This is a genomic window from Brevundimonas albigilva (assembly GCF_023573565.1).
GTDB lineage: Bacteria > Pseudomonadota > Alphaproteobacteria > Caulobacterales > Caulobacteraceae > Brevundimonas > Brevundimonas albigilva.
Map to the genome: position 1 here is coordinate 272,557 of NZ_CP097649.1, position 15,560 is coordinate 288,116.

At 73.1% G+C, this 15,560-nt stretch carries 15 protein-coding genes; 14 read left to right on the forward strand and 1 reads right to left on the reverse strand.

Features of this window, described 5'->3' with window-relative positions:
• Positions 1-41: 41 nt before the first annotated feature.
• The 14 genes from M8231_RS01445 (at position 42) to M8231_RS01510 (ending at position 14,835) form a co-directional block, all read left to right on the forward strand.
• On the forward strand, positions 42-1,403 hold the full coding sequence (locus M8231_RS01445; RefSeq protein ID WP_249751489.1) for a hypothetical protein: 1,362 nt from the start codon (positions 42-44) through the stop codon (positions 1,401-1,403).
• A 31-nt stretch (positions 1,404-1,434) separates the two neighbouring features.
• Positions 1,435-2,262 (forward strand): c-type cytochrome biogenesis protein CcmI, encoded by an 828-nt coding sequence (gene ccmI / locus M8231_RS01450; protein WP_250202099.1) that lies wholly within the window; start codon positions 1,435-1,437, stop codon positions 2,260-2,262.
• A 70-nt stretch (positions 2,263-2,332) separates the two neighbouring features.
• Positions 2,333-2,818: a cytochrome c maturation protein CcmE gene (ccmE, locus tag M8231_RS01455; protein ID WP_250202100.1), complete on the forward strand. Its 486-nt coding sequence runs from the start codon at positions 2,333-2,335 to the stop codon at positions 2,816-2,818.
• Positions 2,815-4,803: a heme lyase CcmF/NrfE family subunit gene (locus M8231_RS01460; protein WP_250202101.1), complete on the forward strand. Its 1,989-nt coding sequence runs from the start codon at positions 2,815-2,817 to the stop codon at positions 4,801-4,803. Before ccmE ends, M8231_RS01460 begins: the two co-directional genes overlap by 4 nt.
• Complete coding sequence (locus tag M8231_RS01465; protein WP_250202102.1) at positions 4,800-5,306, forward strand: cytochrome c-type biogenesis protein; 507 nt, start codon at positions 4,800-4,802, stop codon at positions 5,304-5,306. The genes M8231_RS01460 and M8231_RS01465 overlap by 4 nt, the downstream gene beginning before the upstream one ends.
• A 105-nt stretch (positions 5,307-5,411) precedes the next feature.
• Positions 5,412-6,950: a Do family serine endopeptidase gene (locus M8231_RS01470; RefSeq protein WP_249751487.1), complete on the forward strand. Its 1,539-nt coding sequence runs from the start codon at positions 5,412-5,414 to the stop codon at positions 6,948-6,950.
• Positions 6,951-7,032: 82 nt separating this feature from the next.
• Complete coding sequence (locus M8231_RS01475) at positions 7,033-7,704, forward strand: response regulator transcription factor (protein ID WP_249751486.1); 672 nt, start codon at positions 7,033-7,035, stop codon at positions 7,702-7,704.
• Between the two features lie 94 nt (positions 7,705-7,798).
• Positions 7,799-8,161: an endonuclease domain-containing protein gene (locus M8231_RS01480; RefSeq protein ID WP_249751485.1), complete on the forward strand. Its 363-nt coding sequence runs from the start codon at positions 7,799-7,801 to the stop codon at positions 8,159-8,161.
• Positions 8,162-9,577, forward strand: a complete 1,416-nt coding sequence (locus M8231_RS01485; protein ID WP_249751484.1) for an ATP-binding protein — start codon at positions 8,162-8,164, stop codon at positions 9,575-9,577.
• A 140-nt stretch (positions 9,578-9,717) separates the two neighbouring features.
• The gene (locus tag M8231_RS01490; RefSeq protein WP_249751483.1) at positions 9,718-12,600 is read left to right on the forward strand and encodes a bifunctional [glutamine synthetase] adenylyltransferase/[glutamine synthetase]-adenylyl-L-tyrosine phosphorylase; all 2,883 of its coding nucleotides are present in this window, start codon (positions 9,718-9,720) and stop codon (positions 12,598-12,600) included.
• A 74-nt stretch (positions 12,601-12,674) separates the two neighbouring features.
• Entirely contained in the window at positions 12,675-13,307 is a 633-nt protein-coding gene (locus M8231_RS01495; RefSeq protein ID WP_250202103.1) for an EF-hand domain-containing protein, read from the forward strand.
• A 66-nt stretch (positions 13,308-13,373) separates the two neighbouring features.
• Positions 13,374-13,934 (forward strand): RNA polymerase sigma factor, encoded by a 561-nt coding sequence (locus M8231_RS01500; protein WP_249751482.1) that lies wholly within the window; start codon positions 13,374-13,376, stop codon positions 13,932-13,934.
• Entirely contained in the window at positions 13,931-14,344 is a 414-nt protein-coding gene (locus M8231_RS01505) for a hypothetical protein (protein WP_249751481.1), read from the forward strand. Before M8231_RS01500 ends, M8231_RS01505 begins: the two co-directional genes overlap by 4 nt.
• Positions 14,341-14,835: a periplasmic heavy metal sensor gene (locus M8231_RS01510; protein ID WP_249751480.1), complete on the forward strand. Its 495-nt coding sequence runs from the start codon at positions 14,341-14,343 to the stop codon at positions 14,833-14,835. The genes M8231_RS01505 and M8231_RS01510 overlap by 4 nt, the downstream gene beginning before the upstream one ends.
• A 10-nt stretch (positions 14,836-14,845) precedes the next feature.
• On the opposite strand, the gene M8231_RS01515 is transcribed toward M8231_RS01510, so the two are convergent.
• The gene (locus M8231_RS01515) at positions 14,846-15,520 is read right to left on the reverse strand and encodes a bifunctional 4-hydroxy-2-oxoglutarate aldolase/2-dehydro-3-deoxy-phosphogluconate aldolase (RefSeq protein WP_250202104.1); all 675 of its coding nucleotides are present in this window, start codon (positions 15,518-15,520) and stop codon (positions 14,846-14,848) included.
• Positions 15,521-15,560 lie beyond the last annotated feature (40 nt).

Consider the following 15,560-nt stretch of genomic DNA (forward strand, 5'->3'; position numbering starts at 1 on the left):
ATCTCGGCGGCCCACCATGTCGCCGAACGGCGGAGACGGGGTTGGCCACGCTATCCGAAACGCAACGGTCGGTCCTGACGGGCCTCATCCAGCGCTGCGGCGACGCGGTGCTGGACGGCCTGCGCGGCGGCTTTCCGGTCGAGGGGGCGGCCGACGACCGCACCGCCGACCTGGCCCGGATGATCGAGGACGAGTGGCGCGGCCGCCGCCGTCGCGACATCGCCCTGGCGCCCCTGGCCCCGATGTTCGCGCCCCGCCAGGACGGCGTCGCCGGCCTGACCTTCCCCCCGGGCGCGCGCGACCGCGCCTGGCGCGTCGCCGCCGAGCGCGAGGCCGACCTGCTGCCGCTGCTGGACGGGGCGGGCCCGACCGAGGGCGACTGGACGACGGCCGCCGACCGGCTGTGCGCCGCCGCCGCCGCCGCCGTGCGCGACCGCCACGGCCAGGTCTGGCCCGACGCCCCGCGGGAGGCGCGCGAGGAACTGGCCGGCTGTTTCGACCTGGGACCGCTGGCGCGCCGCGCCCTGCCGCGCCTGCCGGCCTGGCTGGAGCGGCCCGACGACGAGCAGGCGGCGGGGCTGCGGCTGCTGATCCAGGACGCCAACGCCGTCGGCGAGCAGGGCGGCCGGCGGATCGTCGACATCCTGTTCGCCCATGTGGCCGACGCCGAACGGATGCTGCGCGTCGTCACCCGGACCAGCCGCTCGGCCGGCAACGAACTGGTGCTCAGCCATTCGGAGATGGCGGTCTTCGTCGACCGGCTGCTGGCCTCGGTGACGGAACGGGTGGCGCGGCTGGGCGCCCTGGGGTCGGCGCCGGGCGAGGCGGAGGCCCAGGCCGCCGTGACCGACGCGGAATGGTGCGCCGCCGTCCTGTCGGAACTGGACCTGACGCTGCAGCTGCGTCCGGACTCGCCGTGGGGCAAGACCACGCGAATGGCGCGGGTCAAGCTGTCCGGCCAGCTGTCGGGGCTGATGCGCTCGGCCGGGGCGGCGGCCCATGCGGCCTTGCCGATGAAACGCCAGACCATCGCCGGGCGGATGACGCGCATGGCGCCCTGGCTGGAGGCGCCGACCGAGGGCGAGCCGATCGAGGCGGCGGCGGCCCTGCTGGGACTGGTGACGGCCTTGCGCGGACCGGCGGTGGTGTTCGGCAGCGAATCCGACCGCCAGCGGCTGAACGCCGAACTGACCGACTATCTGACCATCTGGGCCAACGAGGCCCTGGACAGCGTCGCCGACGGCGAGGCGCCGGACGTGGACCGGGCGCTTCGGCTGGTCGGGATCGCCGCGCGCTATCTGACCCTGATCGAAGCGCTGGAGGCGGCGCGCACCGTGCGGCGGCGCGCGGCGACGGCCGAGACGGCGCGGGCCACGGCGGGCGCGGCGTCGCGGGCGCTTTGACGGCCGGCCCGCATGGGCTAGACGGCGGGCCATGATCGTCTTCTGGATGATGACTGGCCTCGCCGCCGCCCTGGCCGCCCTGGCGGTGCTGGGCGGCGCGCGGCGCGGCGCGACGGCGGCGCCCCGGGCGGAAACCGCCGCGGGACTGCGCGAGATCGAGGAACTGGACCGGCTGAAGGCGCGGGGCCTGATGGACGAGGCCGCCCACGCGGCGGCGCGGGCCGAGGCGGCGCGGCGGCTGCTGGCGGGCGAGGCGGCCCAGGCGGACCGCCCGGTCCGCGCCGGGCCCCGCGACCGGCTGTGGGTGCTGGCCGGGATCGGGGCGGCGACGGCGGCGGCGCTGGGCCTCTATGTCCTGGTCGGGGCGCCCGGCCTGCCGGACCAGGGCTACGAAGGCCGGGTCGATCAATGGGCCGAGACGCCGGACGCGCTGCAGCCGCCGCAGCTGGCCGCCGTGGTCGCCCGCGTGGTGCGCGAGCGGCCCGACGATCCGCAGGCGCTGGCCATGCTGGGCGCCGCGCGGTTCCAGGCCGACGACCCCTTGGGTGCGGCCTCGGCCTTCCGTCGTCTGGTCGCGTTGCGTCCCGACGACGGCCAGGCCTGGGCGCGGCTGGGCGAAAGCCTGGTGCGGGCCAACGACGACCGGATCGGCACCGACGCCGAGGCCGCCTTCCGCGAGGCCGTGCGCCACGATCCCGACCAGCTGGGCGCGCGCTTCTTCCTGGGCGAGGCGGCGCTGAGGCGCGGCGATGCGGCGCAGACGCGCGCCCAGTGGACGCCGCTGATCGCCGCCCTGGACCCCAGCGATCCGCGCCGCCAGGACCTGGAGCGGCGGATCCCCCCGGCGGGGGCGCAATGACGCTTTGGCGCCGCGCCGCACGGCGGCTATATCGGCGCCTTCCGTTCGCCGTTCCCGGATCGTCCGCCGCATGAGCTGGCTGCCCAAATCGCCGAAGGCGCGTCGCCGCCTGTGGGTCGTCGCCGCCGCGGCGCCGATCCTGGCCCTGGCGGTCGGCCTGTCGCTGTGGGCGATGCAGGACAGCGTGACCTTCTTCTATTCCCCGTCCGAGGCGACGGCCGAGACGGCGCCGGCGGGCCGTCCCATCCGCCTGGGCGGCCTGGTCGAGGCGGGCAGCGTGCACAAGGCGGCCGATGGCTCGGTGGCCTTCGTCGTCACCGACAACGCCGGAACCGCGCGGGTGCTGTATCACGGCGACCTGCCCGACCTGTTCCGCGAGGGGCAGGGCATCGTGGCGCAGGGGTCGTTCGGCCCCGACCGGGTCTTCCAGGCCAGCCAGGTCCTGGCCAAGCACGACGAAAACTACATGCCGCGCGAGGTCGCCGACCGCCTGAAGGAAAAGGGCGAATGGCGGCCTGAGGGCGCCGGCGCCGGCCAGGGCCGGGAGACCCTATGATCGTCGAGTTCGGGACCTTCGCCCTGGTCCTGGCCCTGGCGCTGTCGGTGTTGCAGACCGCGATGTCGGCGGCGGGGCGCTGGCGGCGCAGCCCGGTGCTGGCCGGGGCGGGCGAGGGGGCGGCCCTGGCGGCGGCGGCGGCGGTCGCCCTGGCCTTCGCCGCCCTGATCTACGCCTTCGTGACGTCCGACTTCTCGGTGTCGAATGTGGCGGGCAACAGCCACACCGACAAGCCGATGCTGTACAAGGTCGCCGGCGCCTGGGGCAGCCACGAGGGATCGCTGTTGCTGTGGTGCCTGGTGCTGACGGTGTTCGGCGGCGCGTTGGCGCGGGCGCGGGGCCTGCCGTTCGGGCTGAAGGCCTCGGCGGTCGCGACCCAGGGCGCGCTGGGATCGCTGTTCCTGGCCTTCGCCGTCTTCACCTCCAGCCCCTTCGTCCGGTTGGACCCGGCCCCGTTCCAGGGGGCGTCGCTGAATCCGCTGCTGCAGGACCCGGCGCTGGCCGTGCATCCGCCGCTGCTCTACGCCGGCTACGTCGGCTTTTCCGTCTGCTTCTCCCTGGCCGTCGCGGCCCTGATCGAGGGGCGGGCGCAGACCGCCTTCTGGCCCGCCTGGGGGCGCTGGGTGCGGCCGTGGGCACTGGCCAGCTGGGCCTTCCTGACGGTGGGCATCGCCCTGGGCAGCTTCTGGGCCTATTACGAACTGGGCTGGGGCGGCTGGTGGTTCTGGGACCCGGTGGAGAACGCCAGCTTCATGCCCTGGCTGGCCGGGGCGGCCCTGCTGCACAGCGCGGTGGTGACGGAACGGCGCGGGGCGCTGGCGGGATGGACGGTCTTCCTGGCGCTCCTGGCCTTCACCTTCTCGATGCTGGGAGCCTTCCTGGTGCGCTCGGGCGTGCTGACCAGCGTTCACGCCTTCGCCGTCGATCCGCAGCGGGGGCTGATGCTGCTGGCCATCCTGGGCGTCACGGCCGGCGCCGCCTTCGCCCTGTTCGCCTGGCGCAGCCCGCAGCTGAAGGGCGGCGGAATGTTCGCCCCCGTCAGCCGCGAGGGCGCGCTGGTGCTGAACAACCTGTTCCTGACGGCGGCGGCGGCGACGGTGCTGCTGGGCACCCTCTATCCGCTGATCCTGGAGGCGGCGTCGGGCGCGACCATCTCGGTCGGCCCGCCCTATTTCGCCGCGACCTTCGTTCCCTTGATGACGGTCGCCTTCCTGATCCTTCCGGCCGGGCCGCTGCTGGCGTGGAAGCGGGGCGATCTGACCGGGGCGTTTCAGCGCCTGTGGGTCGCCGCGGTCCTGGCCGTGGTCGCGGGCCTGGCCGCCTTCGCCCTGTTCGAGCCGAGGAAGGCGCTGGCCGCCGCCGGCGTCGCCCTGGGGGCCTGGCTGATCGCCGGGCCGCTGGCCGAGGTCGCCGAACGCGGCCGGCTGATGCGCGCGCCCCTGGCCGAGAGCCTGCGCCGGCTCCGGGGGCTGCCGCTGGGCGCCTGGGGCATGACCCTGGCGCATCTGGGGCTGGGGGTCTTCATCCTGGGCGCCGTGGTCGAGACCGGCTTCAAGGCCGAGGCCGCGCGCGCCCTGACCCTGGGCCAGAGCGTCTCGGCCGGACCGTGGGCGGTCACGCTGGACCAGGTGCAGGTGGTGGAGGGGCCGAACTATCTGGCCGAACAGGGCCGGCTGACGGTGCGCCGCGCGGATGGCGCCGGGCGGGCCGCGACGGTGACGCCCGAGCGCCGCTTCTTCCCCGCGGGGGGACAGACGACGACCGAGGTGGGGCTGGATTTCCGCGGGCTGGACGACGTCTATGTGGTGCTGGGCGAGCGGACCGAGGTCGCGGGCCGGCCGGCCTGGACCGTGCGCCTGTACTGGAACCCGTGGGCGCGGCTGATCTTCCTGGGGCCGGCGATCATGGCGCTGGGCGGCGCGCTTTCCCTGATGGACCGGCGCCTGAGGCTGGGCGTCGGCGCGCGGCGGAGGAAGCCGGCGTGAAGCGCCTGTCCGTCCTGCTGGCCGCGCCGATCCTGGCCGTGATGCTGGTTGCGGCCGAGCCTGCGGCGGCGCCCGACCGTCCGCTGCCCGACGCGGCGCAGGAGGCCCGCGCCCGCGCCCTGTTCGCCGACGTGCGCTGCGTGGTCTGCCAGCACGAATCCATCGCCGACAGCCCGGCGGGCGTCGCGGGCGACATGCGCCGCCTGATCCGCGAGGAGATCGCCGCCGGGGCCGACGACGCGGCGGTGCGGGCCGACCTGGTGCGCCGCTTCGGCGACTATGTGCTGTTCCGCCCGCCGGTGCGGCCGGGGACCTGGCTACTGTGGTTCGGCCCGTTCGCCCTGGTGCTGTCGGCCGGGGCGGTGCTGCTGGCGCGCCGTCGCGCGGCGTCGGCGGAGCCCGCGCCCCTGTCGGCGGACGAGCAACGCCGGCTGGACGATCTTCTCCAAAATGAGAACCTTCGCCGCGATCCTGACGCAACCTCGCCTCACGACGGGCGCTAGGCGGGAACAACGATCGTCGGCCGGGTTTTGGCCTTCGGGCGGATCGGCCTATATCAGACGCGACCCGGGCCCGCTCGGCCCGGACAGAGGATCGCAAGGACCACGATGCTGAAGCGCAAGGAGTTCATTCTGGGGGCCGCGGCCGGCCTGACCCTGGCGGCGGCCGCGACCGCCGGCGGCGTCATCACCTGGCCCGGCGCGCACGCCGAGCCCCAGGCCGTGAACCGGATCACCCCGGTGCCCGCCAACGGCGACAGCTTCTCGCCCCCGCCCGGCGCGCCCAACAGCTTCGCCACCATCTTCGAACAGGTGGCGCCGGCGGTGGTGCAGATCGACGTGACCGTGCCGGTCGAGCAGCCGCAAGGGTTGTTCCAGATCCCCGGCCTGCCGTTCCAGTTCGTGCCGCCGAATGGCCGCGGCGGCCAGGGCCAGGACGCCGAACCGCAGACGACGCAAGGGGCCGGCTCGGGCTTCTTCATCTCGCAGGACGGCTACATCGTCACCAACAACCACGTCGTCGCCGACGCCACCGAGATTAAGGTGAAGATGTCCGACGGCCGCGAACTGCCGGCCCGCCTGATCGGCCGCGACCAGGGCACCGACCTGGCCGTCATCAAGGTCGAGGGCGACGACTTCAAATACGTCAGCTTCGAAGAGACGGCCCAGCCCCGCGTGGGCGACTGGGTCATCGCCGTGGGCAATCCCTTCGGCCTGGGCGGCACCGCCACGGCCGGCATCGTCTCGGCCAAGGCGCGCGACATCGATCCCTCGGGCTACAACGATTACATCCAGATCGACGCGGCCATCAACCGGGGCAACTCGGGCGGGCCGACCTTCGACATCTACGGCCGCGTCATCGGCGTGAACTCGGCCATCTATTCGCCGACCGGCGGCTCGGTCGGCATCGGCTTCGCCATCCCGGCCGAGACCGCCAAGTCGATCACCGCCCGCCTGATGCGCGGCGAAACGATCGAGCGCGGCTATCTGGGGGTGCAGATCACCAACCTGGCCGACGAATATCGCGAAAGCCTGGGGCTGCCCGCCACGCAGAAGGGCGCCTATGTCGCCGAGGTGACGCCGGACGCGCCGGCGGCGCGCGGCGGCCTGCGCCCGGGCGATGTGGTGGTTTCGCTGAACGGCAAGGCGGTCGAGGGCTCCACCGAGCTGACCCGCGCCGTCGGCGCCGCCAAGCCGGGCGACAACCTGCGCCTGGAGGTCCTGCGCGAAGGCCGTCGCCAGACGATCGACATCCGCGCCGGCACCCGCCCGGCGGATCTCGAGATCGCCGCCGACGACGACAGCGGCTCGGGCGCGCCGGCCAACCCCGGCGCCGCCGCCGGCGAGGTGGTCGAGGGCATGACGGTGGCGCCGCTGAACGGCGCCCTGCGTCGTCGCTTCGACATCCCCGAGACGGTCGACGGCCTGGTGGTCACCGCGGTCAGTCCGCAGTCGCGGGCCGGACGGATGCAGTTCCAGCCGGGCTTCGTCATCATGCAGGCGAACGGCCGCAGCCTCGGTTCGGCCGCCGACCTGAAGGGCGCGGTCGAAACGGTGAAGAGCGCCGGCCGTCCGGGCGTCCTGCTGCTGGTCCGCACGCCCCAGGGCAACCGTCCGGTGGTCCTGCCGCTTGGGGACAAGAACTGATCGGCAGTCTGAACAAGCCTTAACTCGTCAATCGCCGCCGATGCGCTACCATCGGCGGCGATTTTGATTCCGGGAGGGGTTCATGCGGATTCTGGTGGTCGAGGACGACGCCGAGGCGGCGACCGCCATGGTGCGGGGCCTGACCGAGGCGGGCCACGACGTGACCCACGCGGTGGACGGCGCCTTCGGCCTGCTGGAGGCGCAGAAGGGCGGCTACGACGTCTATGTCGTGGACCGGATGATGCCGCGCCTGGACGGCGTCGGCATGGTCGAGACGGTGAGGAAGGGCGGCGACCAGACGCCGGTGCTGTTCCTGTCGGCGCTGGGCGAGGTCGAGGACCGCGTCACGGGCCTGAAGGCCGGGGCCGACGACTATCTGGTCAAGCCCTACGCCTTCGCCGAACTGATCGCCCGGGTCGAGGCCCTGGCCCGCCGTCGCGAGACCGGCGGCGTCCTGACCGTGCTGAAAGTCGGCGAACTGGAGATGAACCTGATCGCCCGCACCGTGCACCGCGAGGGCCAGGAGATCGACCTTCAGCCGCGCGAGTTCCAGCTGCTGGAGTTCCTGATGCGCCACGCCGGCCAGTCGGTGACGCGCACCATGCTGCTGGAAAAGGTCTGGGAATACCACTTCGACCCCCAGACCAACGTCATCGACGTCCACATCAGCCGCCTGCGCTCCAAGATCGACAAGGGCTTCGAAAAGGCCATGCTGCAGACCGTGCGCGGCGCGGGGTATCGGCTGGAGGCGTAACTTTTCTCCCTCCCCTTCATGGGGAGGGTGGTCGAGCGAAGCGAGACCGGGTGGGGGAATATCCGTGTCAGAAGCCACGAGCCGCGCTCGCGCCATGCGCAAGACGATGACGCCGCCAGAGGCGCGGATGTGGGTGAACCTGAAGCGTCTTCGCGCCCAAGGGTATCATTTCCGACGACAGGCTCCGTTTCGCGGCTACTTCCTGGATTTTGTCTGTTTCGAGAGACGGCTGGTGATTGAAGTCGACGGTCAGCATCACGGCGAGGAGGCGCAGGCTCTGCATGACGCGCGTCGCGATGCGACCCTGGCGACCGAGGGCTTTCTGACTTTGCGTTTCGACAATCCATCTATCCGCGATCACATCGGCGACGTGATGGATCATGTGCTGAGGACGCTTCAGGCGCGCCCCACCCGGTCGCTGCGCGACCACCCTCCCCATGAAGGGGAGGGAGAATAGGTGCGCCTTCCCTCCCTTCTCCGCCGCACGCCGTTCCGGCTGACGCTGCTGTTCCTGGCGCTGTTCGTGGCGGCGGCGGGGGCGATCCTGGCCTATGTCTATTTCGCCTCGGCGTCGGAGGCCCAGGCCCGGGCGCAGGCCGACGTGCAGGGGGAACTGAACGCCCTGACCGCCATACACCGGACGCGCGGCGTCGACGCCCTGAACCAGGCGCTGGTGGAGCGCACCATCCGGGGCGGACCCTATCTGTATCTGCTGACCGGGCCGGACGGGAAGATCGTCACCGGCAACCTGTCGGTCATGCCGTTCGACCTGAAGCAGCCCCGCCAGGCCGGGCGCGGCGAATGGAGCACCTTCCGCCTGACCACGACCGACGAGGACGGCCGGGTCGAGAACCGCCGCTCGATCGGCGTGATCCTGCCGCTGACCGGCGGCGAAACCCTGTTCGTGGGCGAGGACATCGGCGGGATCGAGGAATATCTGTCGCGCCTGACCCAGGCGCTGTGGGGGGCGATGGCGCTGGTCATCCTGCTGGGCCTGGCCGGCGGCCTCTATGTCAGCCGGCGCGTCGAGGCGGCGATGGCCGGGTTGAACCGCGTCGTCCAGGCGGTGCAGGAGGGCGACCTGAAGCAGCGCGCGCCCTTGCGCCATTCCGGCGACGAACTGGACGAACTGGGCCAGGGGCTGAACATCATGCTGGACCGGCTGGAGACCTCGATGGCCTCGATCCGCCACGCCGGGGACGCCATCGCCCACGACCTGCGCTCGCCGCTGACCCGGATGCGGGCCAAGCTGGAGGTCGCCCTGATCGACGCCGAGGCGGGCAAGGTGAACGGGGTCGACGCCCTGACCATCGCCCTGGACGAGGCGGACCAGTTGCTCAAGACCTTCAACACCGTGCTGGCCATCGCCCGTCTGCAGGCGGGCGGGGCCCCGGACCCCAAGGTGTTCGACGCCGCCGACCTGGCCGCCGACATGGCCGAACTGTACGAGCCCGCCGCCGAGGACAAGGCCATCGACTTCTCCGCCGAGGTCGAGAAGGGGCTGATGGTCGAGGGCAACCAGCCCTTCCTGGCCCAGGCCCTGGCCAATCTGATCGACAACGCCATCAAATACACCCCGGCCGGCGGCGCGGTGAAGCTGCGGGCGCGGCGGCGATCGTCGGGCGAGATCGAATATTCCGTGACCGACACCGGACCGGGCGTGCCCGAGGAAGACCGCGAGCGGGTCGTGCAGCGCTTCGTGCGCCTGGACAACAGCCGCACCGAGGCCGGTTCGGGCCTGGGCCTGTCGCTGGTCACGGCGGTGGCCGAGGCGCACGGCGGGCGGATCGTGCTGGACGAAGGCCCCGGGGCGTACGGCGACTTCGGGCCCGGCCTGCGCGTGGCGCTGGTGCTGCCGCCGGCGGCGAACTGACCCTTTTTCCGTTCCTCCCGGCGAACGCCGGGACTCAGGTCTTTGGGCGTTCCAACTTGTGGAACGTGTCGGGGTCGTGGTCCAACGCAAGCGATGCGAAAGCGCTGGGTCCGGCTTTCGCCGGGATGAGCGGACGATTCATGGCCAAGCCCCTGTTCCACAGCCTGAAGCCCGCCGGCCCGGTGGCGAACGCCGCCGCCGCCGACCGCCTGCATGAGGCCCTGATCGAGGCCGCGGGGACCGACGGCTGGTCCGACACCCTGGCCGCAGCCTGGCCCGCGCTGGCGCCCGTGGCGGGGGCCTCGCCCTATCTGTCCGGGCTGATGCGACGGCGCCCCGCACACCTGCGCCGGATCCTGGAGACCGACCCGGACGCGGCCCTGGCCGATATCCTGTCGCGAACCGACGCCCTGGATGACGAACCGGAGGCGATGAAACAGCCGCTGCGCGTGCTGAAGGCGGACCTGCACCTGCTGACGGCCCTGGCGGACCTGGGCGGGGTTTGGGGGCTGGACGCGGTGACGGGCGCCCTGTCGCGCTTCGCCGACGCCGCCTGCCGTGCGGCGCTCAGGGCCGTGGGCGCCGAACAGCGCGCGCGCGGGCGTCTGATCTCGCCCGCCGACGACGCGCGCGGTCCCGTGCCGGGCCTGTTCGGCCTGGCCATGGGCAAGCACGGCGCGAATGAGCTGAACTATTCCTCCGACATCGACATCTCGCTCTTCTTCGAGCCCCGGCTGCTGACCCTGGCCCTGCGCGAGGGCGAGGAGATGCAGGATTTCGTCAACCGCGCGGCGCGGACCCTGGCCACCCTGCTGACCGAACGGACGGCCGACGGCTACGTCTTCCGCGTCGATCTGCGTCTGCGGCCCGACCCGTCGTCGACCCCGCCGGTGGTCGCCGCCCCCGCCGCCCTGGCCTATTACGAAAGCGTCGGCCAGAACTGGGAACGGGCCGCCTTCATCAAGGCGCGGCCGGTGCTGGGCGACCTGCGATCGGCCGGCCGGTTCCTGAAGGCGCTGCAGCCCTTCATCTGGCGGCGCAGCCTGGACTACGCCGCCGTGCTCGACATCCAGGCGATCAAGCGCCAGATCCACGTGCACAAGACCGGCGAGGGGCTGCAGGCGGCGGGCGCCAATCTGAAGCTGGGCCGCGGCGGCATCCGCGAGATCGAATTCTACGCCCAGACCCAGCAGCTGATCCTGGGCGGACGCGATCCGGCCCTGCGGGCGTCGCGCACCCTGGAGGCCCTGAGCGCCCTGTCGGCCGCCGGCCACGTGCCCGCCGACGTGACGCGGGAGCTTTCGGCGGCCTATGTCGAACTGCGCGGGCTGGAGCACCGCGTGCAGATGCTGGATGACGAGCAGACCCATCGCCTGCCCGAGGCGGCCGACCGGCGCGCGGCCGTGGCGGCCCTGGCGGGGCAGGGCGACCTGGCCGCCTTCGACGCGCACGTCGAGCGGCTGCTGGTCGGGGTCAACCGGCGCTACGGCGAACTGTTCGAGGGCGGCGAGGAGCTGGACTCCGCCTATGGCAGTCTGGTGTTCACCGGGGTCGAGAACGATCCGGAGACGCTGGAGACGCTGAGGCGGATGGGCTTTTCCGAGCCGGGGCCGGTGGCCGACACGATCCGCAGCTGGCACCACGGCCGCATCCCGGCGACGCGGACCGAGCGCGGGCGCGAGCTGTTCACCCGCCTGGCGCCGCGCCTGCTGGAGGCCCTGGCGCGCTCCGGCGCGCCCGACGCCGCCTTTCCGCGTTTCGCCGCCTTCTTCTCGGGGCTGGCGGCGGGGGTCCAGGTCCAGGCCCTGTTCCTGAACCAGCCCAGGCTGTTCGAGATGGTGGTGGGGGTGATGGCCTTCGCCCCGCGCCTGGCGCGCACCCTGGCGCGCCAGCCCGCGGCCCTGGACGGGGTGTTGGACGCCCGTTTCCTGACCGACCTGGCCGAGGACACCGGCCTGACCGAGCAGATGGCGCGCGAGGCGGGCGAGGCGGGCGATTTCGAGGGGGCGATGAACGCGGTCCGGCGGCTGCACCGCGAACAGCTGTTCCGCATCGGCATGCACGCCCTGTCGGGGCGGGCGGGGCCGGAGGCGGCCGGCCGCGCCTACGCCGCCCTGGCCGACGCGGCGATGCGGACCCTGGCCCCGGCGGCCCTGGCCGAGACCGAACGGCTGGGCGGCGCCCTGCCCGGCGCGGTGGCGGTGGTCGCGCTGGGCAAGGCCGGATCGCGCGAGATGACGGCCGGGTCGGACCTGGACCTGATGACCCTCTACGACGCGCCGGCGGGCGCGGCCTCGACGATCAAGGACTGGAGCGCGGACGTCTTCTACGTGCGTTTCACCCAGCGGCTGATCTCGGCCCTGTCGGCGCACACGGCCGAGGGCGGGCTGTATGAGGTGGACATGCGGCTGCGGCCGACCGGCTCCAAGGGGCCGGTGTCGGTGCGGCTGTCGGCCTTCGACGATTATTACGCCCGCGAGGCCGAGACGTGGGAGTTCATGGTCCTGACCCGGGCGCGCGTGGTCTGGGCCAGCGATCCGGCGTTCGCAGAGCGGGTGTCGGCGGCGATCGAGGCGGCGCTGCGCCGGCCCCGGCCGGGGGTGGACGTGGCCGCCGACGTCCGCAAGATGCGCGCCCTGATGGACCGCGAGCGCCGGCCGCACGGCTTCTGGGACCTGAAACTGTCGGCGGGCGGCCAGGTGGACGCCGAATTCGTCGCCCAGTATCGCCAGCTGCAGGCCGCCGTCATCGGCGAGCCGCTGACCGTCTCGACCCTGGAGGCGCTGCACGACGACGCCGTCCTGGCCGAGGCCTGGCGGCTGCAGCAGCGGCTGGGCCAGCTGCTGGCCGCCGCCTTCGAGGGGCGGGTCGACCCGGAGAGCGAGCCGGCCGTGTTCCGCCATCGGCTGGCCGAGGCCGCCGGCGCGCCGGACTTCGACACGCTGAAGCGCGAGCTGACGGAGCTGAGGACGCGCGCGCGCGCCGCCTTCGAACGCGCGGTTCCCGCCGGTCGCGACGGATAGTCGTTGGTTCTCCGTTCAACGTCTCGACAGGGTTGAACACCGGCCGCCGCGCGCGGCCTCAGGAGACCATCGACATGAGAAAGACCATCATCGCCGGCGTCGCCGCCGCCGCCCTGGCCGCCATGACCGGCGCGGCCGCGGCCCAGACCGCCGCGCCCGCGCCGAGGGGCGAGGCGCGCCCCCATCGGCTGGCCGGGGACGCCGACCGCGACGGCCGCGTGACCCAGGCCGAGTTCGTCGACGGCCGCGTGGCGCGCCTGACGGCCATGGACGCCAACGGCGACGGCGCGGTCTCGCGCGAGGAAATGCAGGCGGCCGGCCAGGCGCGGCGCGCCGAGAGGGCCGACCGGCGCTTCGCGCGTCTGGACGCCGATTCCAACGGCGCGGTCAGCCGTGCGGAGTTCGACGCCGGCATGGCCGCGCACGGCGCGCGCGGGCCGCGGGCGGAGCGGGCCGGTCGCGGCGGCGGTCGTCACGGTCCGATGCGCTCGGGCGCTCGCGACAAGGCCGAGCGCGGACCCGTCGTCATCGCCGACGCCCGCGCCAAGCTGACCGAGCAGTTCGCCCGGCTGGACGCCAACCGAGACGGCGTGGCGACCGCCGACGAACAGCGCGTCGCGCGCCGGGCGTGGGCGGAACAGCGCCGCGAACGCCGGGCGTCCCGTCCGGCGCAACAACCGGCTTCCCCCGCTCCGGCTTCGGAGTAAGACAGGTGTCGGGGTCGGCCGTGACGCGCGAATCGGTCCCTGTCTTGGGCAAAGCGAGAGGCGGGCTTGGTCGCAGTCGTCGACCCCGACGAGGATCTGGTGCGCCGCGTGGGTCAGGGCGATCCCGCGGCGTCGCAGGCCTTGGTCACGCGCAAGCTGCCGCGCGTCCTGGCCCTGGCCCAGCGGATGCTGGGCGATGCGGCCGAGGCGGAGGACGTGGCGCAGGAAACCCTGCTGAAGGCCTGGCGGCAGGCCCCCCGGTGGACGCCGGGCCGGGCGCGGTTCGACACCTGGCTTCACCGGGTGGCGCTGAACCTCTGCTACGACCGGCTGAGGCGGCGGCGGGAAATTCCCACCGATGCGCCGCCCGAACGGCCGGACGAGGGGCCGGCGCCGGATCGCGGATTGCTGGCGGCCGAGACGGGCGCGCGCGTCGACGCCGCCCTGGCCGGCCTGCCCCAGCGCCAGCGCGAGGCCATCGTGCTGTGCCACTATCAGGAGCTGTCCAACATCGAGGCGGCCGCCCTGATGGACATCAGCGTCGAGGCGCTGGAAAGTTTGCTGTCACGGGGGCGGCGCGCCTTGCGCCACGCCCTCGCTGACGTGTCGCCGAAAGGAGACGGATGATGACGATCGAACGGCTGAAGGCGCTGGCGCAGGCTTACGGCGCCGACCTGCGCCGCTGGCCCGCGTCCGAGCGGCCCTTCGCCGAGAGCCTGATCGCCGCCGATCCCGCCGCCCGCGCCGCGCTGGACGAGGCGGCGGCCCTGGATGCGCTGCTGGCCGCCTCGCCCGCGCCTTCGCCGTCGGCGCAACTGACCGCGCGCGTCCTGGCCGGGGCGCCGAGGCCGCGCGCGCGCCAGGCGCGGCGGGGCCGGCTGGCCTGGTTCCTGGGGGCGGGCTGGACGGCGGCGGCCTGCGCCGGCGTGGTCGCGGGCCTGGGCCTGACCACCCATCTGACCGCCGACGCGCGCGCCGACGCGGTGCTCTATCAATCGACGCTCAGCGGCGTGGACGACGCCGAGGTGCTGGGATGAGCGAACGCGGACTGAAGATCGCCCTGGCCGTTTCGGTCGCCTTGAACGTCTTCGCCCTGGCGGGCGGCGGCGCCTTCCTGATCAGCCGCCAACAGGTGGAGCGCAAGGTCGAGGATCAGGTCCGGCCGGGCCGCAGGCCGTTCGACGCGGTGCTGGCCGATCTGGACCCGGCCACGCGTCGCAGCGTGCGCCAGCAGATGCGCCAGGCCGCCCTGGCCGCGCGCCCCGATTTCGAGGCCGCCCGCGCCGCCCGTCGCCAGGCGACCGAGCTGGCGGGGGCGCCGACGATGGACGCCGCGCGCGTGCGCGCCCTGCTGGAGCAGTCGCGCGAGGCCGAGATGCGCGGGCGCGGGCGGCTGGAAGGCGACGCCGTGGACATTCTGGCCGGCCTCAGCGTCGAGGAGCGCAAGGCCCTGACGCCGATCCTCGCGCGCAAGAGCGATCACCGCCGGGCGGTGGCGCGCGAAGACGCCGCGCCCCACGCCCGCTAGGCCGAACGGATCAGCCGCGCGCGCGGAAGGCGGCGACGGCCTCGACCGCCGCGCGCGTCGAAGCCTCGATCCCGGCCCAGTCGCCCGACTTCACCGCGGCGTCGGTGATCAGCTTGGAGCCCATGCCGGCCGCCACGATGCCCGCGCCGAACCATTTGGCGATGGAGGCCTCGTCCGGATCGACGCCGCCGGTCGGCATGATCTTGGCCCAGGGCATCGGTCCCCGGACCGCCTTGACGAAGTCCGGGCCGCCGACGGACGCGCCGGGGAACAGCTTGACGATGTCGCAGCCCAGTTCGTGCGCCTCGCCGATGTCGGTGACCGATCCGCAACCGGGGAAATAGGCGACCCTGCGCCGGTTGCAGACCTTGGCCACGTCCGGGACCAGGCAGGGGCTGACCACGAAGCGGGCGCCCCGGTTCAGATACAGCGCCGCCGTGCCCGCATCGACCACCGAGCCGATGCCCAGCACGATGTCCGGGTCGGTGCGGATCAGTTCGCGGTTGATCTCGCCGAACAGGTCGCAGGCGAAGTCGCCCCGATTGGTGAACTCCACCACCTTCGCTCCGCCGCGCGCGCTGGCGCGGATGACGTTCAGGCAGACCTCGGGATCGGGATGGTAGAAGACCGGGCACACGCCCTGAGCTTCCAGCGCCTGAAGCACGCTGACGCGGTCGTGGGTCATGGTCGACATCCTCTGCAACGGTTCGCGCCCGACCTCCGAC